The 20544-nt window shown below is 51.0% G+C and carries 8 protein-coding genes; all 8 read right to left on the reverse strand.

Annotation, left to right across the window (positions count from 1 at the left end; genetic code table 11):
* Window positions 1-83: 83 nt before the first annotated feature.
* The 8 genes from P0M28_RS08215 to P0M28_RS08250 all read right to left on the reverse strand — a co-directional run bounded on the left by P0M28_RS08215 (window position 84) and on the right by P0M28_RS08250 (window position 20538).
* On the reverse strand, window positions 84-3038 hold the full coding sequence (locus P0M28_RS08215; protein ID WP_302209294.1) for a glycoside hydrolase family 9 protein: 2955 nt from the start codon (window positions 3036-3038) through the stop codon (window positions 84-86).
* A gap of 96 nt (window positions 3039-3134) precedes the next feature.
* On the reverse strand, window positions 3135-3272 hold the full coding sequence (locus tag P0M28_RS08220) for a hypothetical protein (protein ID WP_302209295.1): 138 nt from the start codon (window positions 3270-3272) through the stop codon (window positions 3135-3137).
* Window positions 3273-3382: 110 nt separating this feature from the next.
* Window positions 3383-5341 (reverse strand): heparin lyase I family protein, encoded by a 1959-nt coding sequence (locus P0M28_RS08225; protein ID WP_302209296.1) that lies wholly within the window; start codon window positions 5339-5341, stop codon window positions 3383-3385.
* A 174-nt stretch (window positions 5342-5515) separates the two neighbouring features.
* The gene (locus tag P0M28_RS08230) at window positions 5516-9523 is read right to left on the reverse strand and encodes a hybrid sensor histidine kinase/response regulator transcription factor (RefSeq protein ID WP_302209298.1); all 4008 of its coding nucleotides are present in this window, start codon (window positions 9521-9523) and stop codon (window positions 5516-5518) included.
* Window positions 9524-9742: 219 nt separating this feature from the next.
* Window positions 9743-11356, reverse strand: a complete 1614-nt coding sequence (locus P0M28_RS08235; RefSeq protein ID WP_302209300.1) for a chondroitinase-B domain-containing protein — start codon at window positions 11354-11356, stop codon at window positions 9743-9745.
* Window positions 11357-11442: 86 nt separating this feature from the next.
* Window positions 11443-15453: a chondroitinase-B domain-containing protein gene (locus tag P0M28_RS08240; protein WP_302209302.1), complete on the reverse strand. Its 4011-nt coding sequence runs from the start codon at window positions 15451-15453 to the stop codon at window positions 11443-11445.
* A 94-nt stretch (window positions 15454-15547) separates the two neighbouring features.
* Window positions 15548-17083, reverse strand: coding sequence for a RagB/SusD family nutrient uptake outer membrane protein (locus tag P0M28_RS08245; RefSeq protein ID WP_302209303.1), 1536 nt, complete (start codon window positions 17081-17083; stop codon window positions 15548-15550).
* Between the two features lie 11 nt (window positions 17084-17094).
* Window positions 17095-20538, reverse strand: a complete 3444-nt coding sequence (locus tag P0M28_RS08250) for a SusC/RagA family TonB-linked outer membrane protein (RefSeq protein ID WP_302209304.1) — start codon at window positions 20536-20538, stop codon at window positions 17095-17097.
* Window positions 20539-20544 lie beyond the last annotated feature (6 nt).

The raw sequence follows: 20544 nt of genomic DNA on the forward strand, positions 1-20544 counted from the left end.
CTGTCGGTTATAAAAATGATGCGGTGTACACCGGCCAAGCGACCCTAGCTTCAGGATGACCTGACCGGTGGTGGTATATACGCCTATTCTATCAATAGCTTTTCCGATGTGGTTACCTTGCCCTGTTGTAGGCGGATGGTGTAGAGTCCTCGGGGGAGGGTTCGGATATTGATCGTTTGACTTCGCTGTACCCGCTCTTCCAACACCACCCGACCAGTCAGATCCAGCACCCGTAGTACGGCGGGCTGCTCCTGATTCGGCAGACGAAGCTGCACTTCCCCCCGAGCCGGGTTTGGATAGAGCGTAAAGTTCTCGCCTTGGTTTGTTTCTTTTTCTCCAGACAAAGAGACTTTGCTCACCTCACTGCTTTGGCGGGCGTTGCTGCCACAGCCAGGGTTACCGTAGTTGTTGTCCCCGTTGGTGAACAAGATTTGCTTATCACCGTTGGTCCAGGTGCTGGTCTGCGTCACCGCACTACTCTCGCTCTGGATGCGACTACCGCATACATCTACGTAGTCTACGTACAGGTTACGATCACAACCGGTGTTGTCATTGTTGGTGAACACTACCTGAATGGTACCCCCACTGTAACCGGAGTAGGTATAGTTGGTGTAGCTGGTGCTCACCGTCTCGCTCAGTACTTCGCTACCGTCTACCCACAGTTGCATCACTTCGCTTCCGCAATTACCCCGCGCCCGTACCACAATGTTGCCCGAACCGCTGCCCCCGCCGTCACCGACGCTGATTGTGCCGAAGTCGATGTGACCCTCGCAAAACATCGTCTGACTGAAGCTGCCCCCGCAGGAGCCGTTCTGCCAGGTGGCCGTGTTCACCTCCTGGGCTTCAGCTTGATAGGTCGTACCTTCCACTTGTAGCCAATCCACTTCCATATCGGTACCGTTGTCGGGAAAGTAGAGTTTCACGTTGCCCCCGCTGCTCACGCTATGGGTATACTCTTGGTAGCTGCTACCGCTTACGGTCCAGGTCTTGACCGTTTGGTCATTGATCCGCAACTGTAGCTGATCCGAGTTGCCATTACGCATCCGCACCCGTACTCGTACATTAGCCGTCGGATTAGGATCGGGATCAGGGCCGCTGGTCACAAATTGGATGGCATCTACGTTGAAAGACCCGTTTAGCATCTCTAACCGAAGAATTTGCTCTCCCCCAGACAAGGTTACCCCCGGAACCGTTACCATACGGAATTCATCGAAGCTATCGGTATTGGTATCCAGTTCGGCAACACCTAATTCCGTAAATGTTTCGTTGCCTACCAGAATGCGCATACGCCGACCATCTTGGGGGCTGGCCATGGGTATCTGCAGGTCGTAGGTACCCGCGGTGGCCGAGATACTGTACTCCAACCATTCGCCGGTTTGTATCCATCCCACGTAGGTGGCACCACCACCAGTGGATCCGATATCTACACCATCGTTACGGTACTGGTTGCCAGCGTTGTTGCTAGGTGTATTGTCGTTGTAGGCTACCCCTTGTCCGCCCCGGTCATAGTTTTCGGCCTGTAAGGTAGTACCGTCGGTCACTGGCCAGGGGGCGCCGTTGTTACCGAAGGGAGATTGGGCTACTGGTTGGGCGGTATCGCCGGTCTCGGTGACCATTAGTACCCCTACCAGTGCCAGAAAGCCGTTGTTGCCCAGGGCAGGTTCGGTAGCAGGTACGTCTGACCGCCGATTGCTGTAGACATCGTCCAGGCGGGGTCCCATTACCAGAGCACCAGTCAGGGTATTAGTATCAAATTCGGGACAGCAGTCGATTTGGCCAGCGGTGGGATCGTGAGCTCCCCGATGGTGCGTCTTTCGTGGCGGGTTGTTGCCATAATCAACCACATAGGATCGATTGGCCGGATTGCTGCCCAGTGCGTAGTTTACCTGACCGAACGCAAAGTCGCGCGCGCTATTGTAGCTGTCGTTGCTACTGCCTACCAGTTCGGCATAACGGTAGGCCAGGGAAGCAGCCGCCAGCGACAGTGGCAGCGCAAAACCGGTACCGGTATTCACTGCGGCGGGCTGCCACATACCGCCGGGTGAACGCTTGCCTTCGCTACCGTTAGAGATGGCCACCACATAACGCTCCACCGCACTCAGGTAACGGCTCTCACCAGTAGCTTTCGCCATTTGGTAGGCTCCTTCGTACTGATGATCGCCCCAACCGGGAGCCCACCCGCCGACGTAGTTACCTATTTGCTGAAACGCAGCTTGGGCCTCATCACGATAGCGCTGTTCCCCGGTCGCCCGGTACAGCCAAGCAGCCCCTACCATGATTTCGTCTTGATACCCGTTGTTGTCCTTGTAAAAAGCAAACTCACCCGTAGGGCGGCTGAGGTAGGGGTTGCCCGGTAGCGGGCCACCATCTACGGTAGACGACTTATTATACGAAGCTTGATAATTGTATCCAAAGTCATACAACTCTCTGGCGTGTTGTAGCAGGGTTGCACTGTAGGTCTCATCTCCCCCCCTAAAAGCCATGCTTAGGGCAGCAAAGGCGGCGGCGTTGGCACAAGCCAGGTTGGTGTTCGGATTGCTCAGATCGGCCATGAAGCTTGTTCGTTCGTAGGTGTTATCTTCAGGCTTTTGCCAAAAGGAGTGGTCGACCGTACCTTCTCCCACCTGTATCACGTACTTATTGGGTTCGGGATGGCATTTTATCATATAGTCGCCGATCCAGCGCAACTGTTTGAGCAATAGATTGCGGTTGCCCGTGGCATCCACCTCATCCCTACGATCTACATAGAGCGTGGCAAGGTTGTAGACCGCCTGAGCCATGGGAAAGTTGAATTTGACATGGTCTCCGGCATCATACCATCCACCGGTAAGGTCGAGGCTAAGGTCTTGTCCATCGGTGGTATGGGAAGGCCCGCGCCAATCGAACGAACTGTAACTGCGGACATCTGGACCAGAGGCCTGTGCCTCAAAGAATAAAATAGATTTTGTGAGTAGGTCGGCGTAATCGCGATCGGCGAGTTGTGCAAAAGAAGCACTGCCTACAGTCAATAAAAGAAAAGTCAGTTGTAATTTTCTCATTTTTTTCGTTTTAGTTTACCCAAACGACCGCTAGAAAACGTATTAGGGGTCGGTAGGGCATTGAAATTAATTAGAAGATTTAAAGCGGTTAAACTGTCATTCTATCAGCAGCTTCTCCGACAGGGTGCCCTGTGCCCTTCCCCTGCGGATGTCTACCGTCCTGGAGTTATGCGGACGAGTGAGCAGAAATAGGCTCACCCCTACGCTCAGGAAAATCAAGTGAACAATAGACATGCTAGCCAGGTACGCCTGTCACTACACAAACAATGCATTGAGAGTGAATTTCATCCAAAAAAGAACAGACCAGCTAGCTGATAGCAGCTAAGCTGGTCGCTGGTGCGATACTACTGCACAATTACTTTTCGTCTGAGCTGGTACCCTTGCTGCCCCTGCATCTTCAGGAAGTAAATACCGGGGCGTAGGTGGCTAATGTCTAACCTAGCCTTTCGCCCTGACTGCCGGTGCTGCATTACCTGCTGGCCGTTCACATCGTGTACTACTACTTGGTACTCATCCTCTCCCTCGATGATTAGCTGGCCGGAAGCCGGGTTAGGGTACACCAACCATTCGCTCTCCAGCGGTGACGTTACTTCCCCGAACAAAGATACTTTGCTCACCTCACTGCTTTGGCGGGCATTGCTACCACAGCCTACATCCCCGAAGTTAAAATCACCATCGGTGAACAGCTTGTCGGGACGGTTCAAACAACAGGTTGCTGTCTCCACCGCATCCGTCTCGGTCTGGTAGCGTACCCCACACACATCAATGTAGTCCACTTCCAGGTTGCGGTCACAAGGACTCACCTCATCGTTGACAAAGGCCACCACTACCTCACCCCCCGAATAACCCGCAAAAGAGTAGTCGGCAAAGCTCGTTGATACATCCCAACGCTCTACTTCCTCTCCGTCTATGCGCAGCACCATCGTCTCACTGCCGCAGTCCCCCTTGGCCCGGATGCTGATCTGTCCTTCGCCTTCATTTCCCCCCTCTTCTGAGCAGCTGCCCTGCACTTCCACCTCCCGTAAGCTGACCCAGCTACCGCTATAGCCTTCCGCCCCACTCACCTCCACACGAAGGTAGCGAGCCGATACCGTTGCAAAGCTGGCACTGGGCTGCGTGGTAGAAGACACCACTCGGGAGGAAGCCGACTTATTCTGCACTTCTGACAGGCTCTGGCTGGCGTAGACCTCGTAGCGGTAGGTGCGGTCCTGGATGGCTTGCAGGCGGACTCCTTCCACGGACTGCTCGCTACCCAGGTCGAGGATCACCCACTGCGGATAGCCGTTGGCCGACCAGCGGTTGGCATCCGTGTCACTGACCCCATCGATGAGCTTATTGGCTTCGTTACCTGCCTGCTGCCCCGATACGCTATGGATGCTACCCCCCCGGGCTAGGTTGTCACCATCGCACGGTTGAGGGTCAGGGTCTGGGTCCGGATCTGGCGGAGTGGTGCCTCCGTAGGGGGTGGCTGACAGGAACTGATTCAGATTCGAGTATCCTTCTCCCGCGTAGAAACCATCGGTGATTACCCGGCGCGTTCCGTGGTTAGGGTCGCCCACATAGGCACCGTACTTCCACTCGCTGTTGCGAGCTCCCGGACGGTTTACACTCTGGTTGCGCGAAAATATCTGGTTACCGTTATGCCACATCTCGATCAGGCCGTTGCCGCCGGAGGGGGCCAGCACCACGTGCCACACGATCGTATGCCATTGGTTGAGACCTGCCGAAAAGTTGATCTTATCACACTCGAACCGGGACTTCCCCCCTGATTCGCCCGTGTAATACTTAATGGTATAGGTGAATTGATTCCCGGCCGGATCGACGGTTAGTTCGGAAGCGGGCGCTCCGCGGGTACAGCCTCCGCTTATCTGACGGTTACACGCAAAGGTCGTCCGGCAATTGCCTTGATCCTGGGTAGCTCCTTGGTAGCTCAATTGGTTCAGGATGGTATAGGTAGGCTCGCCCGGAGTGGCAGTGTGCCATCCAGTAGGAAAGTAGTAGCTTACTACGTACCACCAGTCTTCCCCTGGGACAATAATGCCGTTGTCAATGCCCCGAATCTCAGCCCGCTCATCGCTGTTGGAGATAAAGTGTTCCATCGAACGGTTACTCCCCGGCAGGGTGGAGCTGGTCTTGGATGAGAACGATCCATCGCCGGAACGGGCACCACTGGGGGGAAGTCCGTTTTCGTAGTCGTAGGAAAATTCAATAGATTGAGAATGTGCTTGCGGAAGCATGAAACTCAGTAAGAGAAAACTTCCGATGATAGAAAGGTACAGTCCTCCTTTCGTAAAGTGTCTCATAGCTCATGGTTGTTTTAGGTTGAAATTGTTACAGTCAAGGCTGCTGGCAACTAGCTACTCTGCCACGCATCAGCAATCATTGATTGGCTTAAAGTTACACTTTTGGAATCTTCCGCAGGGTGGAAAATAGTCTCTAGTAGGAAGAATATTATCTCGGAAAGCGTGTAGCCTACCCTATTGGACGAACTGAGAGGGTAGTCGACCGTAAAATTTCTTAAAACATTTACTAAAATACTTGGGATCATTAAACCCTACTTCGTAAGCTATTTCTTTGAGAGAGTCGGGTTGTTGGAGGATTAGCTCAGCCGCTTTTCGCAGCCGAATTCCTTTGATAAACTCGTTAGGGGTTTCATTGAGCAGTGCTCGAAATTTTCTAAAGGCCACGGGCCGACTTACGCCAAGTGTCTTAATCAAATCATCAACACTAAGCGAAGAGTCACTCAAGTTATTACGGACAAACTGCTCGGCTTTGTTCAGAAAGTCTCTGTCTGCTTCGGAAGTAGCTACCTCACTGATCGATTGGTAATGACCCTCTTGGTACTTGTTGATGAGCCGTTGCCGAGTAAGCACGATATTATTTACCTTCATCCGCAGAAAATCCGGACTGAAGGGCTTGCTGATATAGTCATCGGCTCCTCCCTCCAGGCCCTTCCGATGGTGATGGTGGTTGTTGAGAGCGGTGAGTAAAACAACCGGAATATGGTTGGTAACGGGATGGGATTTTAGCTGGCGACACAGCTCAATACCATCGCGCTTTGGCATAAGGACATCACTAACTATAAAATCGGGCACGTGTTGATGCGCTTGGTTCCATCCTTCTTCCCCATCATACGCTCGATAGATCACGTAGTCTTCTTCAAATTCGGTAGCAATAATGCGCGATATGTCAAGATTGTCCTCTACAATGAGCAGACGAGGCTTGATTACCTTTTTTCGAGTGTCAGCCGCCGTACGCACCTCAACCTCTGGTATCCATTGGGGGGTAACATCCTTGGCAACAACTTTAATTTCGTGGGGTTGATAAGCATTTCGCTCAGTGGGTAAGAACAAGTGAACGGTGGTGCCGTGGTTGGGTTTGCTCTCAATGTGGATGACCCCTTGGTGCAAATCAACAAGTTCCCGCACGTGGGCTAAGCCAATACCTGTGCCTTCGTATCTTCTCCGTCTTCCCTCCAAACCACGATAGAAACGATCAAATACAAAGGGGAGGCTATGCTCATCAATGCCGATGCCCGTATCTTGTACGCTGAGATGTATCCAAGCGGTAGAAGTAATCCATTGGTTCCCTGAGCTTGCGACTTCGGGTGGCTGAACATCAAGGCCTACACGTACCGTTCCCCGGGCTTCGGTGAACTTAAAAGCATTAGAAAGTAGGTTGTACAGTACTTTTTCCACAATGTTTTCGTCGAACCAGCCAAAGTGGGAGAACAACGAATGTTCGAGCAACAAATTGATGTTACGCTCTTGGGCCAGTGCCCGAAAGGAGTCTACTACGTCTTGCGCAAGGGTGACCATATCGCCGTAGCCTACTTCAATCCGAAACGTACCTACCTCAATACTTCTAAAGTCAGACAACTGATCGACGAGTTGGTGCAAGTGGTCAGCGTTCTTCTGCATTACCGCCAGCCATTCCGGATCAGCTACGCCGGTTTTTACCATTTTGTCGAGCGGGGTTTTTATGAGTGTGAGCGGAGTTTTAATTTCGTGCGATACATTGGCGATGAAATGTACTTTCATCATATCTAGTTGGAAGAGCTTTTCTTTTTCTTTTTTTTCGTACTGCCACTTCCAATGCAAGCGCATAATCAGATAGAACGCACCTGCCGATAATAGCACATAGGCGACGTTCGCCCACCAGGTTTTCCACCAGGGGGGCAGTATGTAAATACCCAGGGTGGTTACCGAACCCGCTGGTTCGCTGCGATGGTCGCTGCTTTTTACCTTGAATACGTATTGGCCGGGCGGCACGTCGGTGTAAGTAGCCAGCCGTTCACTTCCGGCTTTGTGCCAACGGCGGTCGAAGCCTTCTAGCCGATAAAAATACTCTCGTTCGGCGGCGTAAGCAAAGTCAATGGTACGGTACTCAACGCTGAACATCCGCTGGCGGTGTGTAAGTCTTACTTGGTCTCCTGCTTTTACGGATTGAGTACGTCCGTTGGTTCCGGCAATCGCAGTAGGATGATGGTTTACCTTGAAGGTAGTCAGGATTACCGGTGAGGGATTTACCGCCCGTGACAGATTAGCCGGTTGAAAGACATTGAAGCCGTTGACTCCCCCCATGTAGATCGATGCACCAACACGAAGCGCGGCGGCAGGCAGAAACTGATTACTCTGAAGCCCGTCCTCCCGGTAAAAACGCTGGCTAGGCTGATCAGGATGAAAACGACATAGCCCCTGAGCCGTGCCTAGCCACAGGTAGCCCTCTTCATCTTCTACAATGCTTTTTACGGATTTGTCCGGTAGACCATCAGCTCCTCGGTAGGTAGTGAACGTACTGTCTTCCGGGTAATAACGGTTTAAGCCATCTTCGGTACCAATCCACATCTGTCCCTGACGATCCTGGAATATGGCTCGGATAACGTTGTGGCTAATGGAAGTGCTATCTCTAGGGTGATTTGCAAAGGTGACATGTTGCTGCGGACGATAGATGTCGTTGATCAGGATTAAGCCACTGACGGTGCCGATCCATAAGCGCCCTTCGGCATCACGATAGATGGTTTCTACCCCCTGGTAGTCTATTTCCTTCCCCAGCCATTTCGTGGCACCCGTAGCCTGATTAATCCATCCTACTCCACCTTGATGGAGCCCTACGAACAGCTGACCGGTGTGATCGCTGAATAGGGTCTTTATCGAGTACGGGCGACCCGGATGTTCAACTTCGGGGGGTAGCGTAATTTTTTCCAGCGTTTCTTTTGAGGGGTCATAGACGAACAGACCGTGGCGATGCGTACCAATCCACACCTTTCCCGCAGTATCGGTTTGCAGGGATTTTATATGCTGTATCATGTGAGCCTGTTCGTTGGTTAGTAGTGCAACTATTGATGTTAAACTTTTTTGTTGAGGATCAAACTGGTTGAGTCCGCCCCGCGGGCTGCCTACCCACACCGTACCGTCAGTAGCGATAGCAAAGGCATTTACCGCACGATTATCAGCCCCACCCGCCCCCGGGAGGGTATAATGCTCAAACACCTGTTGGTTTTTTAGCAATAAATTGACTCCCCCGTGATAAGTGCCCACCCAGAGATTATCTTCTCGATCCCGATAGAGTGCCGTAATTGACTGGTCTGACAGACCTTCATTACCTGCGGTGAATTCCCTCTGGTTGCCGGACTGGGTATTGACCTCCACCAATCCTTGGTTACTACCTACCCACAGTGTGCTGTCGTCGGTATATCTCAGGGTACGGACATGCTGGTATTGTTCTGCTAACGGCGTTGAAGACTGCCAAGTGGCTGTTTTCGGGTTAAACGTGGTGTATCCGTAATCTTTAGTTGCTACCCAAAGTTGCCCGTCTTCCCGTTCCAGCAGATAGTTAATATGCATTTCGCTAAGATAGCGCGGTGCGAGTGCCAAAGAGAAGGCTTTCTTAGGATCTAGCATAAGCAATCCCTGTCGGCTTCCTACCCACAAGCGGCCTTGGCGGTTGACCAGCAACGATAATACGTGAAGCTCGTCCTGCGTGTCGGCAATGACTACTACTTGCTGGCTTCGTGGGTCGTAGCGGTATAAGCCTTGGTCTTTGTAACCAACCCACAGCCATCCGTGAGCGTCTTCTGTGATGGCTTTCACCTTGCCCTCGGGCAGAGACTTCACCTGGGTGAAAGAACCTTGTGAACTTGAATATCGGCTCAGGCCACTGGATGTCCCTACCCACAGACTGTCTACCCCACCCATGTACAAGCAAGTGATGTGATCGTCGTGAAGGCTGGTTGTATCCTCATCCTGATACGCAAAAATGACCACTTCGTGACCGTCGTAGCGGTTAAGTCCGTGGTCGGTACCGATCCAAATAAATTCTTCCTCATCCTGAACAATACTACTTACCTTATTGTGCGAAAGGCCGTTTAGTACATTAAGGTGGTTGAAGTGTAGATGCGGCTGAGCTACTGCCCGCTGCGGTTCTGCCCCGAGAAAAAATATATAGAAGGCCAGTAATAGTAATCGCAGGTGTAGTTTCTCCATAAATAGCCGTACTTATTGGTGAACAGGTTTTGACAAGAAAGCGACTTTCCATATGAATAGGGTGATTTTTAGAGCTTTTACCATGATGTCATATGCCTAAAAATCAGTATTTGCGACTACTATGTTCTTATTTTTTTTACTTTACAACCTCGCCTTATTTTTCTGTATGCTTGTCATTATTCTGAAAGTTTACTAATGATCCGGAGCTGTCTGACACGGTTATTGTATAATGATACGGCGGCGTAACTCCGGCTGTTCGTCACTGACCAGTTTGATGATATACATACCAGGGCGCACCTCGCTAACATCCAGGGTAATGTCTCCTTCCACTTCTTTCTGCTGCAATACAGCCCGGCCGCTTAAAGTATACAGCGTGACATCATACTGTCCCACCCCTTCAATCAATAGCGTTTCAGTTGTAGGATTAGGATACGCTCGGAATGCTGAGTTGGCTACTATTGACTCGCTTTCTGGCATCTTTTTGGTCTCGCTTGCGGTTCGGCTACTGGTGTGGAACCAGCGGGGGCCTACTTCGTACCACTCCAGTTTAGCGGCTGCGGGGTTGCTAGTACTGATGTTTGATACCTTCTTTATCTTTCGGGAAGGTATATTTTTTGTCAGCGTAGCATTTCCTGATCCTTCATTCGAGCCGGTAGCCCAATTAATACCCGAACTGTTTGAGTACTCTTGAACGTACATGGTTCCTCCGTTGGTCTTCACCCTATTTTTGTATATAATAATATCGCTTATCCTGTTTCCACCGTCGTTCGCTCCCACGTCTCCGATACGAATCCCCGATCTACTGCTGTTGATGACGAGGTTGTACTCAATAAGACAGTCTCTGGTATCGGAGTAGCCACCCCCATCTCCTCCCGGTAAACGGATACCGTAGCGGGCATTTTTCGAGTAGTTACTGGTAATCTTATGTCCTCTTCCATAAGCGCGAATACCGTCTCCCAACTGGTAGTTGCCCCGCACTTCGCAGTCGTTTCCGCCACGCAGCACAATCCCCATCCGGGGGGAATTGTACAGGGTAGTGTTGTAGCGAATTTTGTTCCCCGAGGTTTTGCTGGAGATCAACTCACTATCGGCCATGTCGGCATCGGTCATGTTCTCAATCCGGTTATACTCTACTTTGGTATTCAAGTAGTTTCCGAACTGATCGGACGACTGACCGATTTGAATAGGCTCCTGTCCGTTAAAATCATTATCGTTTGTCGTACCGTTGATCCGGTTGCGGAAGATGCGGTTGCCCGAGTTGCTAGATTCGCCAATAACCCCGATACCTTGTCCCCGGATGTCCTCTAAATAGTTGTACCGTATCTGGTTGTTCTTGCTACTGTTTCCCATCAGTATGATGTGTCGGCGATAATTGTTTCCACACTTATAAAACGCACAGTCGGTGAGAATAGAATTATCAGATCCATTGAAGTAGACCACTCGGTTGTCACCGTTCATGTTTCGTACATCGTCAAAAACGAAGCCTTCTATTTTGACGCGGTTGCCCGTCACCATAAAGCCCGACTTTCCTTTAAACTTGACTTTGCCATTAGTTTGCGCCTTTATGCCGATGTATTTGGTAGACGTACCACTGCGCGATACCTTTAGGGTAAAATCATAATACGTGCCGTTTTGAATGATAATTCGATCACCCGGCTGAGCGATGTCTAATCTTTCTTGAGCTTTCTTTTGGGAGTTGACCGGATAATCCTTAGCGAGCGCTTCGCTGCAGTTAACCAAGCTAATGATCAGCAAAAGCCTCAAAAAAAGCGAGGTAGCAGTCGGTAGTCGTAACGGCACGATAATACGAGAGAAAATAGGGAAGGATACCATGCTTAGTATGTTTAAGTGGAAAAAAATCGGTACGAACCGCTCTTGCGAATAAATCACTCAACGTACTGTCCGTACCGATGCTATAGTTACTCTATAATCAGTCGCTGACGGAGATCGGGTTGGTTGTCACCGTGCAAGCGGATAATATATACTCCTGATTGCAGGTGCTGTACATCGATACCCGACTTTCCGTGCAAGTCCGAACGTTCTAACACCTGCTGTCCACTCAGATCGTAGACACTCAACGTGTAGGCTTCCGGTCCAAAAATGGTCAGGTGCTCGCTCACCGGATTAGGATACGTCTCGAAGGCGGTGGTTTGTTCGCTCACTTCCCAAGTACGTTCTGCGCTAGTGCCCTTCGTATTCTGATTAGCTATCCGCGCATTATCTGTACCACAACCAACGTTACCGAAGTTGAAGCTACCGTTGCACCATAGCCATTGACTGGGCGGCCCACAACTGCTGCGCACGGCCTCTTCGGCCTCTACGACAGTGCCACACACGGTGATCTTATCGACGATCAAGTTCTTGTCGCAACCGGCGGTAGTACCGTCGTTGGTAAAAAACACCTCGATCGTTCCGCCACTGTAGCCCTCGTAGGTGTAGTTGCTGAAGGTGGTCGACACGTTCATCCACGTCTTCACATCCTGACCGTCTATCTGGAGCACCATCGTTTCCAAACCACAGGTGCCTCGGGCCCGGATGGCTAAGGTTCCACTGTCAGGAGGATTGCCACATCCCACGTCGCCGAAGTCAAAGTTACCATTGCACCATAGCCACTGGCTGGGAGGGCCACAGCTACTACGAATAGCGTTTTCTGCTTCCAGAACAGTTCCGCACACCGTAATTTTGTCGACGATCAGGTTTCGGTCGCAGCCTTTCTTCTTTTTGCCTTTCTTCTTACCCTTTTTCTCATCTACTCCATCGTTGGTAAAACGTACTTTAATCACCCCACCGGAGTAGCCATCGTAGGTATAATTAGTGAAGCTTGTGGCCACGTTAGTCCACGCCTGCACGTCCACCCCGTCAACTTCCAGTACCATCGTTTCTGATCCGCAAGACCCTTTGGCTCGTATGACAATTGATCCAGAGGGGGGCGCTATTTCGCAATCCGCCACTTCGCCTTTTCCTCGGGGAGTATCCCCGTCTTTGGTGAGATAGAGTTTGTCGAGCTGGGATCCGTCTTCCCGATAGGCAATATCAATGGTGTTACTACCGGCGGTTAGATCGTAGTTGGCGTTACGGACCCACGACCATTCGGTAAACACCCCGGTGAACCAGATTTGCCAATCGCCGCCGTTCACCCGCACCCAAAATGAGTCATCGCTGTTGGAAGGGGTTAGCACCCGGCCCCACAGGGCGTACCGGCCAGCTTCCTCTACCTCTACGCTGTAGCTGATGCGATCTTCCGGGGCGGTAGGGGGCTCAGGCTGGCTAGTGTTGCCATCGGCGATCTCTACGTACTCTCCTCCCGAAGCATTGGGGTCTTCCTTCACTTCCCAGGTAGCCCCGATGGTGCCACAGGTTTCGGCCTCTAAAAAGATTCCTGGAGCATCGGAGCCTCCGCCACCATCACTGCCCAGCCAGTCAGGCCCTACCTCATCTTCCGTAAGGGGTACCAGATCAGTGGCTTCATTCACGTCACCTAGCACTACTCCGGAAGTAATGTTATCTGTCTTGAGCGTAGCACTGCCCTCGCCCACGTTGCCCGACCAGTTGATGTTGCCGTTGTTAGGCTCTTGCAAGAAAAACATAGTACCCTGATTGGCCTGCACCTCGTTGTCGCTGATGGTAATATCACTGATAAACGGTCCGCCTAGGTTCGCACCAGTATCACCAATGCGAATGCCTTCCCGCTCGCTGTTAACCACTAAGTTGCCTTCTACCGTGCAGTTGGTCGTCTCTGAGTACGAACCTGTGCTACCGCTGGCATCGCCGCCGGGTAATCGAACCCCGTAGCGAGCGTTCTCGCTATAGTTATTGCGGATGACGTGGCCGCTACCGTAGGCGCGAATGCTATTGCCACTGAGGTAGTTACTTTCTATCACACAATCTTCGCCACCGCGCAGCACTAGCTCCATCCGGGGGGCGTTGTTCCGAGTGGTATTAAAGCGCAGGGTGTTGCCCGCGGTTTTATTAGAGATTAACTCGCTATCGGCTTTGTCCTCGTCGCTCATATTCTCAATGAGATTGAACTCTACTAGCGTGTTCAGATTATTGACGTACTGATCGGATGACTGGCCTAGCTGAATAGGTTCTTGACCGTTGAACTCACCATCATCCTGCGTGCCGTTGATCCAGTTATGGTGAATGAAGTTGCCGGTATTATTGGCCTCCCCGATTACACCAATACCCTGTCCAACAATATTTTCCAGATAGTTGTAGCTTACTTCGTTGTTAGCACTGCCCCCGGCCATCAACACAATGTGCCGGAAGCGGTCGTTACCGCAGGTGTAAAACGCACAATTCGTGAGCCTGGAATTGCTGGCCCCCTCAAAGCGTACCACCCGGCCTTCTTCGGCACTCATGCGGGGTACTTCGTTGAACACGAAGCCATCAATCACCACATAGTCGCCAGTCACAAAGAAACCCGACAAGCCTGTAAAGGTAACCTCACCTCCCGTCTGGGCCCGTAGCAAAATAGCGTTTTCGCTGGTACCGCTGGTCGGGAGCGTAAGCATAAAGTCAGCGTAGTCGCCATTGGCAATGATAATCTCGTCGCCGGGTACGGCAGTATTCAGTATATCTTGGGCCTCGGCGGCACTACTTACGGTAAACGTGCCGGGTTCCCGGTCCTGACCCTCCCGCTGCCAGTCGGGACCCACATCATCCGACGTAAGTGGTACCAGATCAGTGGCGGTGCTGGCATCACCCAGGGCTACGCCCGAGGTAATATTATCCGTTTTAAGAGTAGCACTTCCTTCGCCCACATTGCCCGCCCAATTGATGTTGCCTCCGTTTTCTTCACGCAAAAAGAACATGGTGCCCTGGTCGGTGGTCACCTGATTACCGTCAATGGTTAGATCACGAATAAACGCCCCGCCTAGATTCTCGCCAGTGTCACCAATACGAATGCCCTCGCGTTCACTGCCAATGATGATGTTATTCTCTACTGTACAGTTGAAGGTTTCGGCGTACGAGCCAGTATTTCCTTCCGCGTTACCACCGGGTAGCCGTACTCCGTAGCGGGCTCCTTCGGTGTAGTTGTTGCGGATGACGTGGCCGCTGCCGTAGGCGCGAATACCACTGGACTCCAGGTAATTACTCTCTATGATACAATCTTCTCCACCACGCAGCACCAGCTCCATGCGGGTATCATTGTCCACGCAGGTATTGAAGCGAATGGTATTACCCCTAGTCTTGTTTGACACTAATTCACTATCAGCATCTCCCCGCATATTTTCAATCAGGTTGTACTCAACCAGGGTGCTAAGCAAATTGACGTATTGGTTAGATGACTGCCCCAGTTGGATCGGCTCTTGCCCGTTGAACTCGCCATCATTCTGCGTTCCGTTGATCCGGTTATGGTGAATGTGGTTACCACTATTCTCTTCCTCACCAGTCACCCCAATGCCTTGCCCGACGATGTTCTCTAAGTAATTGTAGCTGATTTCGTTGTTGGCACTACCACCAGACATCAATACAATATGACGGAAGCGGTCGTTACCGCAGGTGTAGAAAGCGCAGTTAGCCAGTTTAGAGTTACTAGAGCCCTCAAAGCGAACTACCCGCCCTTCGCTAGCACTCATCTGGGGGACATTCGTGAAGCGAAACCCATCGATGATAATGTGATCTCCGGTGACAAAGAAACCCGAAGTATCCGTCAGGTTTACGCCCCCACCGGTTTCGGCTCGTAGGGTGATAGGGTTATCACTGGTACCGCTGGTAGATAGGGTGAGCATGAAGCCAGTGTAGTCGCCATCTCCGATAATAATTACATCGCCCGGTACGGCATTATCCAGCAGTTGCTGGGCTTCGGACTGGGAGTTAGTTTGGTAAGTAGCACTGTATCCGGTCAAAAAAGAGAACGACAGCAACAGCGCAAACCAAACGGTTAGCACACGCAATTCTATCGGTCGGGAGTAAGAATTTTGCATAGTTGTTGAATTAAGTGTAATGGATTAAGAATCGTTTAATATTCTCCGGGGGCACCAGTAGGTCACCCCCGAAGAAGCTGGATATTGTTGTGGTTTAATAGCCAAAGTTCTGCGGTCCTAAGTTAGGATTCTGAGTAAGCTCATCGCCCGGAAGAGGCATCAGATAGTCTCGTTCCGGATTAAAGTTATCGTGAGGTTCTAAACCGTCGGCAGCGAATACTTCCGGCCCTATCTGGCGACGTTTGATATCGTACCAGCGCCCAAACTCAAACGACAGTTCGAGTCGGCGTTCCTCCAGCACCAGCTCACGAAACGCATCCTGCGAGATACCGCCTTCTACGTCGAACGGAAACTCGTTCATTCCGGTAGGAGTGTTACGGGCTCGCGCCCGCACTTCGTTCACGTACCCTAAGGCTTCCGCAGTAGGGCCGTTGATTTCGTTGAGTGCTTCGGCTGCCGTAAGTAGCACTTCAGCGTAGCGCATGGCGTGGTAGTTATGATCTGACTGCCCGCAGTTGTTAGTACTATTGCCGCAGAAACGATTGTACTTGGCAATGTGTGGTCGCTTTTCCTGAGGAAAAGAGTCATAGGGCAATATCTCATTCTGCGCAGAAAGCAAAAATGAATCCGACATACTTACTGCCTTCCGGTAGTCGCGCTCGTCCCATTGCTCGAATACATTGAAGTTGGGCACGATCACCCCCCAACCGTTGGGATTACCTCCCCGCACTCCGGTCATCGTACCAAACCAGTCGGTATTGATACCGCTACCACCGAGTACTGCTCCTAAAAAATCAATGTGGAATATTGACTCATTCTGACTAGCACTTACGGTTGCGTCAAACAAAAGCTGGTAATCATCCGATAATCCGTACTCAAAAGCATCACGCTGCTCAATGACCTGACGAGCCGCGGCGTAGGCCTCTTGATAATTACCTAAGGTAAGATGAACCGACGCCAGATAGGATAAGGCAGTTCCTTTGCCCGGACGCGACCGAGCTACCGGTACGTCGGGGAGAGCGGCGGCACCTTCCTCTAGATCGGCGATAATGTTAGCATACACCTCGGCCTGAGGGGTTTTGCCGATGGTAAACGATGCTTCAATCTCTTCCGGCTCATCGAAGTAGTCATCGACGTACGGAATATCTCCGAAGATGCGAACCAGATGGTAATAGGTAAAAGCGCGGATGAACTTCGCTTCCGCTTCTAAAGCGTCGAGTTCCCGAGCTTCTTCTTCCAGTAAGTCAGCTGTGACCCGCACCTGCTGAGCTCCCGCTACCGCAGCATTAGCCGCTCCGATCACCTCATACATTCTGGGCCAAAATGATAAAATCATTCCGTTATTATCGTCCATTGTGAAGTTATTCACGTCGATCCGTCGAGCGGGCGTACCGGGATTACCAATATCGCCCATATCGCCCCGTAAAATCAGGGTTGTCGTCAGCTTTCTACCATAGTACTGCTCGCTGGCAATAAGACCATAGCCACCCAGGACGGCTGTTTCCACGTCGCGCAGTGTTGTAAAGAACGTTGCGGGAGCCAGTTGTCCTACCGGCTCTTCCTCTAGCTCGGTGCAAGAGGCTATCAGCGTGATAGCCACCAGCATGTATACTTTGAAAATCCTGTTCATAGATATTAAAATTAAAAGGTCAGATTAAGTCCTACGGTATATGCTTTTGCGTTAGGATAGCTCCCGTAATCAAGTCCCAGGTTACGGTTGCTGTCTTGGTTGTTCGAGGAACGGTAGTTTACCTCCGGATCGTAGCCTTCGTAGTCGGTGAAGGTTAGGATATTCTGAGCACTTACGTAAAGGCGCAGCCGCTCAATCCGAAAGCGTTCCAGAAAGCTATTAGCGAAGTTATAACCTAGGGCTAGGTTTTTAAGCCGCACGTAGCTACCGTCTCGTATCCACCGGGTAGTGGTACGGGCATCGCGAGGTGCCGCCCGGGGCACGTCGGTATCGGTATTGGTCGGAGTCCAGCGATCCAGTACGGCGGTAGTCGCGTTATTGGTGCCAGCCGCCAAATCCAGCTCCATCAGGGTAAAGCTAAGAATATCGTTTCCTTGTGATGCTTGGAAGAATATATTCAAGTCGAACCCTTTCCACTTAAAGGTGTTGTTCAACCCCCAGATAAAATCAGGATTCGGATCACCAATGATGGTGCGGTCGTCGTTGTTCACTACGCCATCAGGCTGTCCGGTAAGATTACCCTCTTCATCCCGGCCATTGATATCCCGTAATCGCACATCACCCGGTTGGGGCCCTTCGCCTTCTACTAAGCCATCGCTTTCCTGGTACACTCCATCGTCAATCCAACCGTAGAAAGTTCCCACTGGCTGGCCTTCCCGCAGTATGTTGGTAAAGTCAATACCCACCAAGTGACCCGGAGCGGCTCCGTACTGAATATCATTGCCATCGGGCAGTGATACTACTTCGTTACGGTTGCGCGAGAAGTTGATCCCCATATCCCAAGTGAAAGGCCCTGAGATATTGCGGGAATTGAGACTTAACTCTATCCCGCGGTTTTTTACCGTACCTAGGTTGATCAGTTGCGCAGCTACTCCCACTACGCTCGGCAAGTTACGGCTAAACAATAGATCGTTGGTTTCCATCTGGTACCAGTCTACCGTAGCTGTAATTCGGTCCTCCAGAAAGCCGAAATCTGCTCCTACGTTTAGTTGAGTGGTTGTCTCCCAGGTGAGGTCTTCGCTGGCCACTTGGGTAGGAACTACCGAGTTTACCGGCGTACCGTCTATGACGCTGAGTAACGAGCCAAACGACGCTTGGGTCTGATAAGGATTGATTGACTGATTTCCGGTGAGTCCGTAGCTACCCCGTAGCTTCAAGAAGCTCAACCATTCATTATCCTGTAAGAACCTTTCTTCAGTTATGTTCCAGGCAATAGCTCCTGAAGGAAAGAAGCTCCACTTGTTGTCTGCCGATAGACGGGAAGAGCCGTCGTAACGAGCGTTGAACGTAAACAGGTATTTCTCAGCCAAGGTATAATTCACCCGTCCGTAGAACGAAGACAGTTGCCAATCGTTAAAGTTAGATTCAGGCTGTAGCCATACAGAGGCACCATTTAAGTTTTGATATGTGTCAGCATCCGACACGAATCCCTGTCCCCGGGCCCGCCAGTCCTTATACTCGCTACCTTGGTAGGAGTATCCTCCCATTACCGTGAGATCATGTATGGTTCCGAACTGCCGATTATAGGTCAGGTAGTTCTCGGTAAGATAGAGGGTTCGCCTCACGCCTTGTACCTGTCCTTCGCCGCCCACGCCTATACCATCTTGCAGGGTAGTAGGAATGTATTCTCCTATTTGCTCATTTTCTGTACTTGCCCCCCAGGTGGTTCGGAATTTTAACCCTTCTACGATGTCGAATTCAGCGTAAGTGTTTACCTGTAAACGATCTTCTTGAGATTCGTTAATCCGTTCGGTGGCTATGGCAAAGGGGTTGTCGTGGGGTTGGCCCAATTGCGCCAGCGTGAAGCTACCGTCGGGATTATAGATACCTAGGTCGGGGCCAAACTTAAAGGCCGAAGCAATCACTCCGGTACCGGTGGCTCCGCCGGATGATTCTTGCGTACGAACTCCATCGCGGCTCCGGCGGCGGCTCAGTAGGTTCAGCCCAATTTTTACGCGCTCAGACGCTTTAATGTCAACATTACTGGTAATAGAAAGGCGATTGAAGTCGGAGTTGACGATTACTCCCTTCTGGTCAAAGTAGGTTCCTGATACATAGTATTTTACGTTATCATTACCGCCGGAAACTGAGAGCTGGTAGTTTTGAATATTACCCGGCTGGAAGATGACATCTTGCCAATCCGTGCTCGCATCGCCCGGTACGTAGTTGGGATTCACCTCACTTACGTAATTGATATAATCCTCGCGACCCAGTAGGTCAAGGCGGTTGATTTCTTCTTGCGTAGAATACGAGGTGCTGAGGCTAATTTGGGGAGTACCGCTTTTCCCCCGCTTGGTGGTGACCATTATCACTCCGTTGGCTCCCCGTGAACCGTAGATAGCCGTGGCCGAAGCGTCTTTGAGCACCTCAATAGAGGCAATATCCTCCGGTGGAGGTAGTACCCCACCAATAAAGCCATCGATAACGTACAGCGGATCACTACCGGCGTTGATAGAAGTCCCTCCCCGGATTCGCACTTTCGGATTGGCTCCCGGCTCACCGTTGTTCGACTGAATTTGAACCCCCGCAGCCCGACCTTGCAGTGCCTGAACTGCACCTTCAACTGGGTAGGCAGTAATTTCTTCACTCGGTACCGAAACTACCGATCCGGTGAGATCGCTTTTTTTCTGGGTACCATAGCCAATCACCACTACTTCAGACAGCGATTGAATATCAGGTACCATGTCTACATTGATGGTGGTCTGATTACCAATGGCAACCTCCTCGCTAGTATAACCTACCGATGAAAAGATCAATACTTGGGCATCATCGGGTACTGACAAACTATAGTTGCCATCAACATCCGTAACGGTTCCAATAGTAGTATTTTTCGCCAGCACGTTTACCCCGGGTAACGTTTCGCCATTTTCTATATCAGTGACCGTACCGCTAATCGTCTTATCAACCGAACGGCTGTTAGCCGCAGAAGTTGGCTGACTAGGAGTAAGTCGGGTAGGCACTTTGTCGTCTAGAAACATGGTGGGCAGACGAACCGATTGGGAAGATAGTTTGAGCATGGTTGTAGAGCCTTTTTCTTTTAGCTTGATTACGTAATGTCGGTGATCCAGCTTTTTGTATTCCAGTCCAAATGGTGCCAATAGTTGGCTAAGCTGTTGCTCTAACGGTTGTTGAAGGGATACTTTAGAGGTAACTTGTTTACCTTGTATTATCGACTCGTCGTAGCCGAACTTTACTTGGTACTGTTGCTTTATGCGATCCAGGGCTTTCTCTAACGACATACCCTTCTCAATTTGGTCTACGGTAGATATAACTGCCTGATGTGGGGCGTCGGGGGAAGAAACTAATGATAGTGCCTGTCCAGTACCAATAAGAGAGATTGAGAGAGCCAGCACTACTAAGACTAGCGGTACTAAATAAGGTACATTGTTTTTCATAATACG

This window comes from Tunicatimonas pelagia (assembly GCF_030506325.1).
Classification (GTDB): domain Bacteria; phylum Bacteroidota; class Bacteroidia; order Cytophagales; family Cyclobacteriaceae; genus Tunicatimonas; species Tunicatimonas pelagia.

What these genes read in the sequence shown, in the direction of transcription:
- P0M28_RS08215 (WP_302209294.1), bottom strand. Translation starts at nt 3,038, where the DNA reads ATGAGAAAATTACAACTGACTTTTCTTTTATTGACTGTAGGCAGTGCT.
- P0M28_RS08220 (WP_302209295.1), bottom strand. Translation starts at nt 3,272, where the DNA reads ATGTCTATTGTTCACTTGATTTTCCTGAGCGTAGGGGTGAGCCTATTT.
- P0M28_RS08225 (WP_302209296.1), bottom strand. Translation starts at nt 5,341, where the DNA reads ATGAGACACTTTACGAAAGGAGGACTGTACCTTTCTATCATCGGAAGT.
- P0M28_RS08230 (WP_302209298.1), bottom strand. Translation starts at nt 9,523, where the DNA reads ATGGAGAAACTACACCTGCGATTACTATTACTGGCCTTCTATATATTT.
- P0M28_RS08235 (WP_302209300.1), bottom strand. Translation starts at nt 11,356, where the DNA reads ATGGTATCCTTCCCTATTTTCTCTCGTATTATCGTGCCGTTACGACTA.
- P0M28_RS08240 (WP_302209302.1), bottom strand. Translation starts at nt 15,453, where the DNA reads ATGCAAAATTCTTACTCCCGACCGATAGAATTGCGTGTGCTAACCGTT.
- P0M28_RS08245 (WP_302209303.1), bottom strand. Translation starts at nt 17,083, where the DNA reads ATGAACAGGATTTTCAAAGTATACATGCTGGTGGCTATCACGCTGATA.
- P0M28_RS08250 (WP_302209304.1), bottom strand. Translation starts at nt 20,538, where the DNA reads ATGAAAAACAATGTACCTTATTTAGTACCGCTAGTCTTAGTAGTGCTG.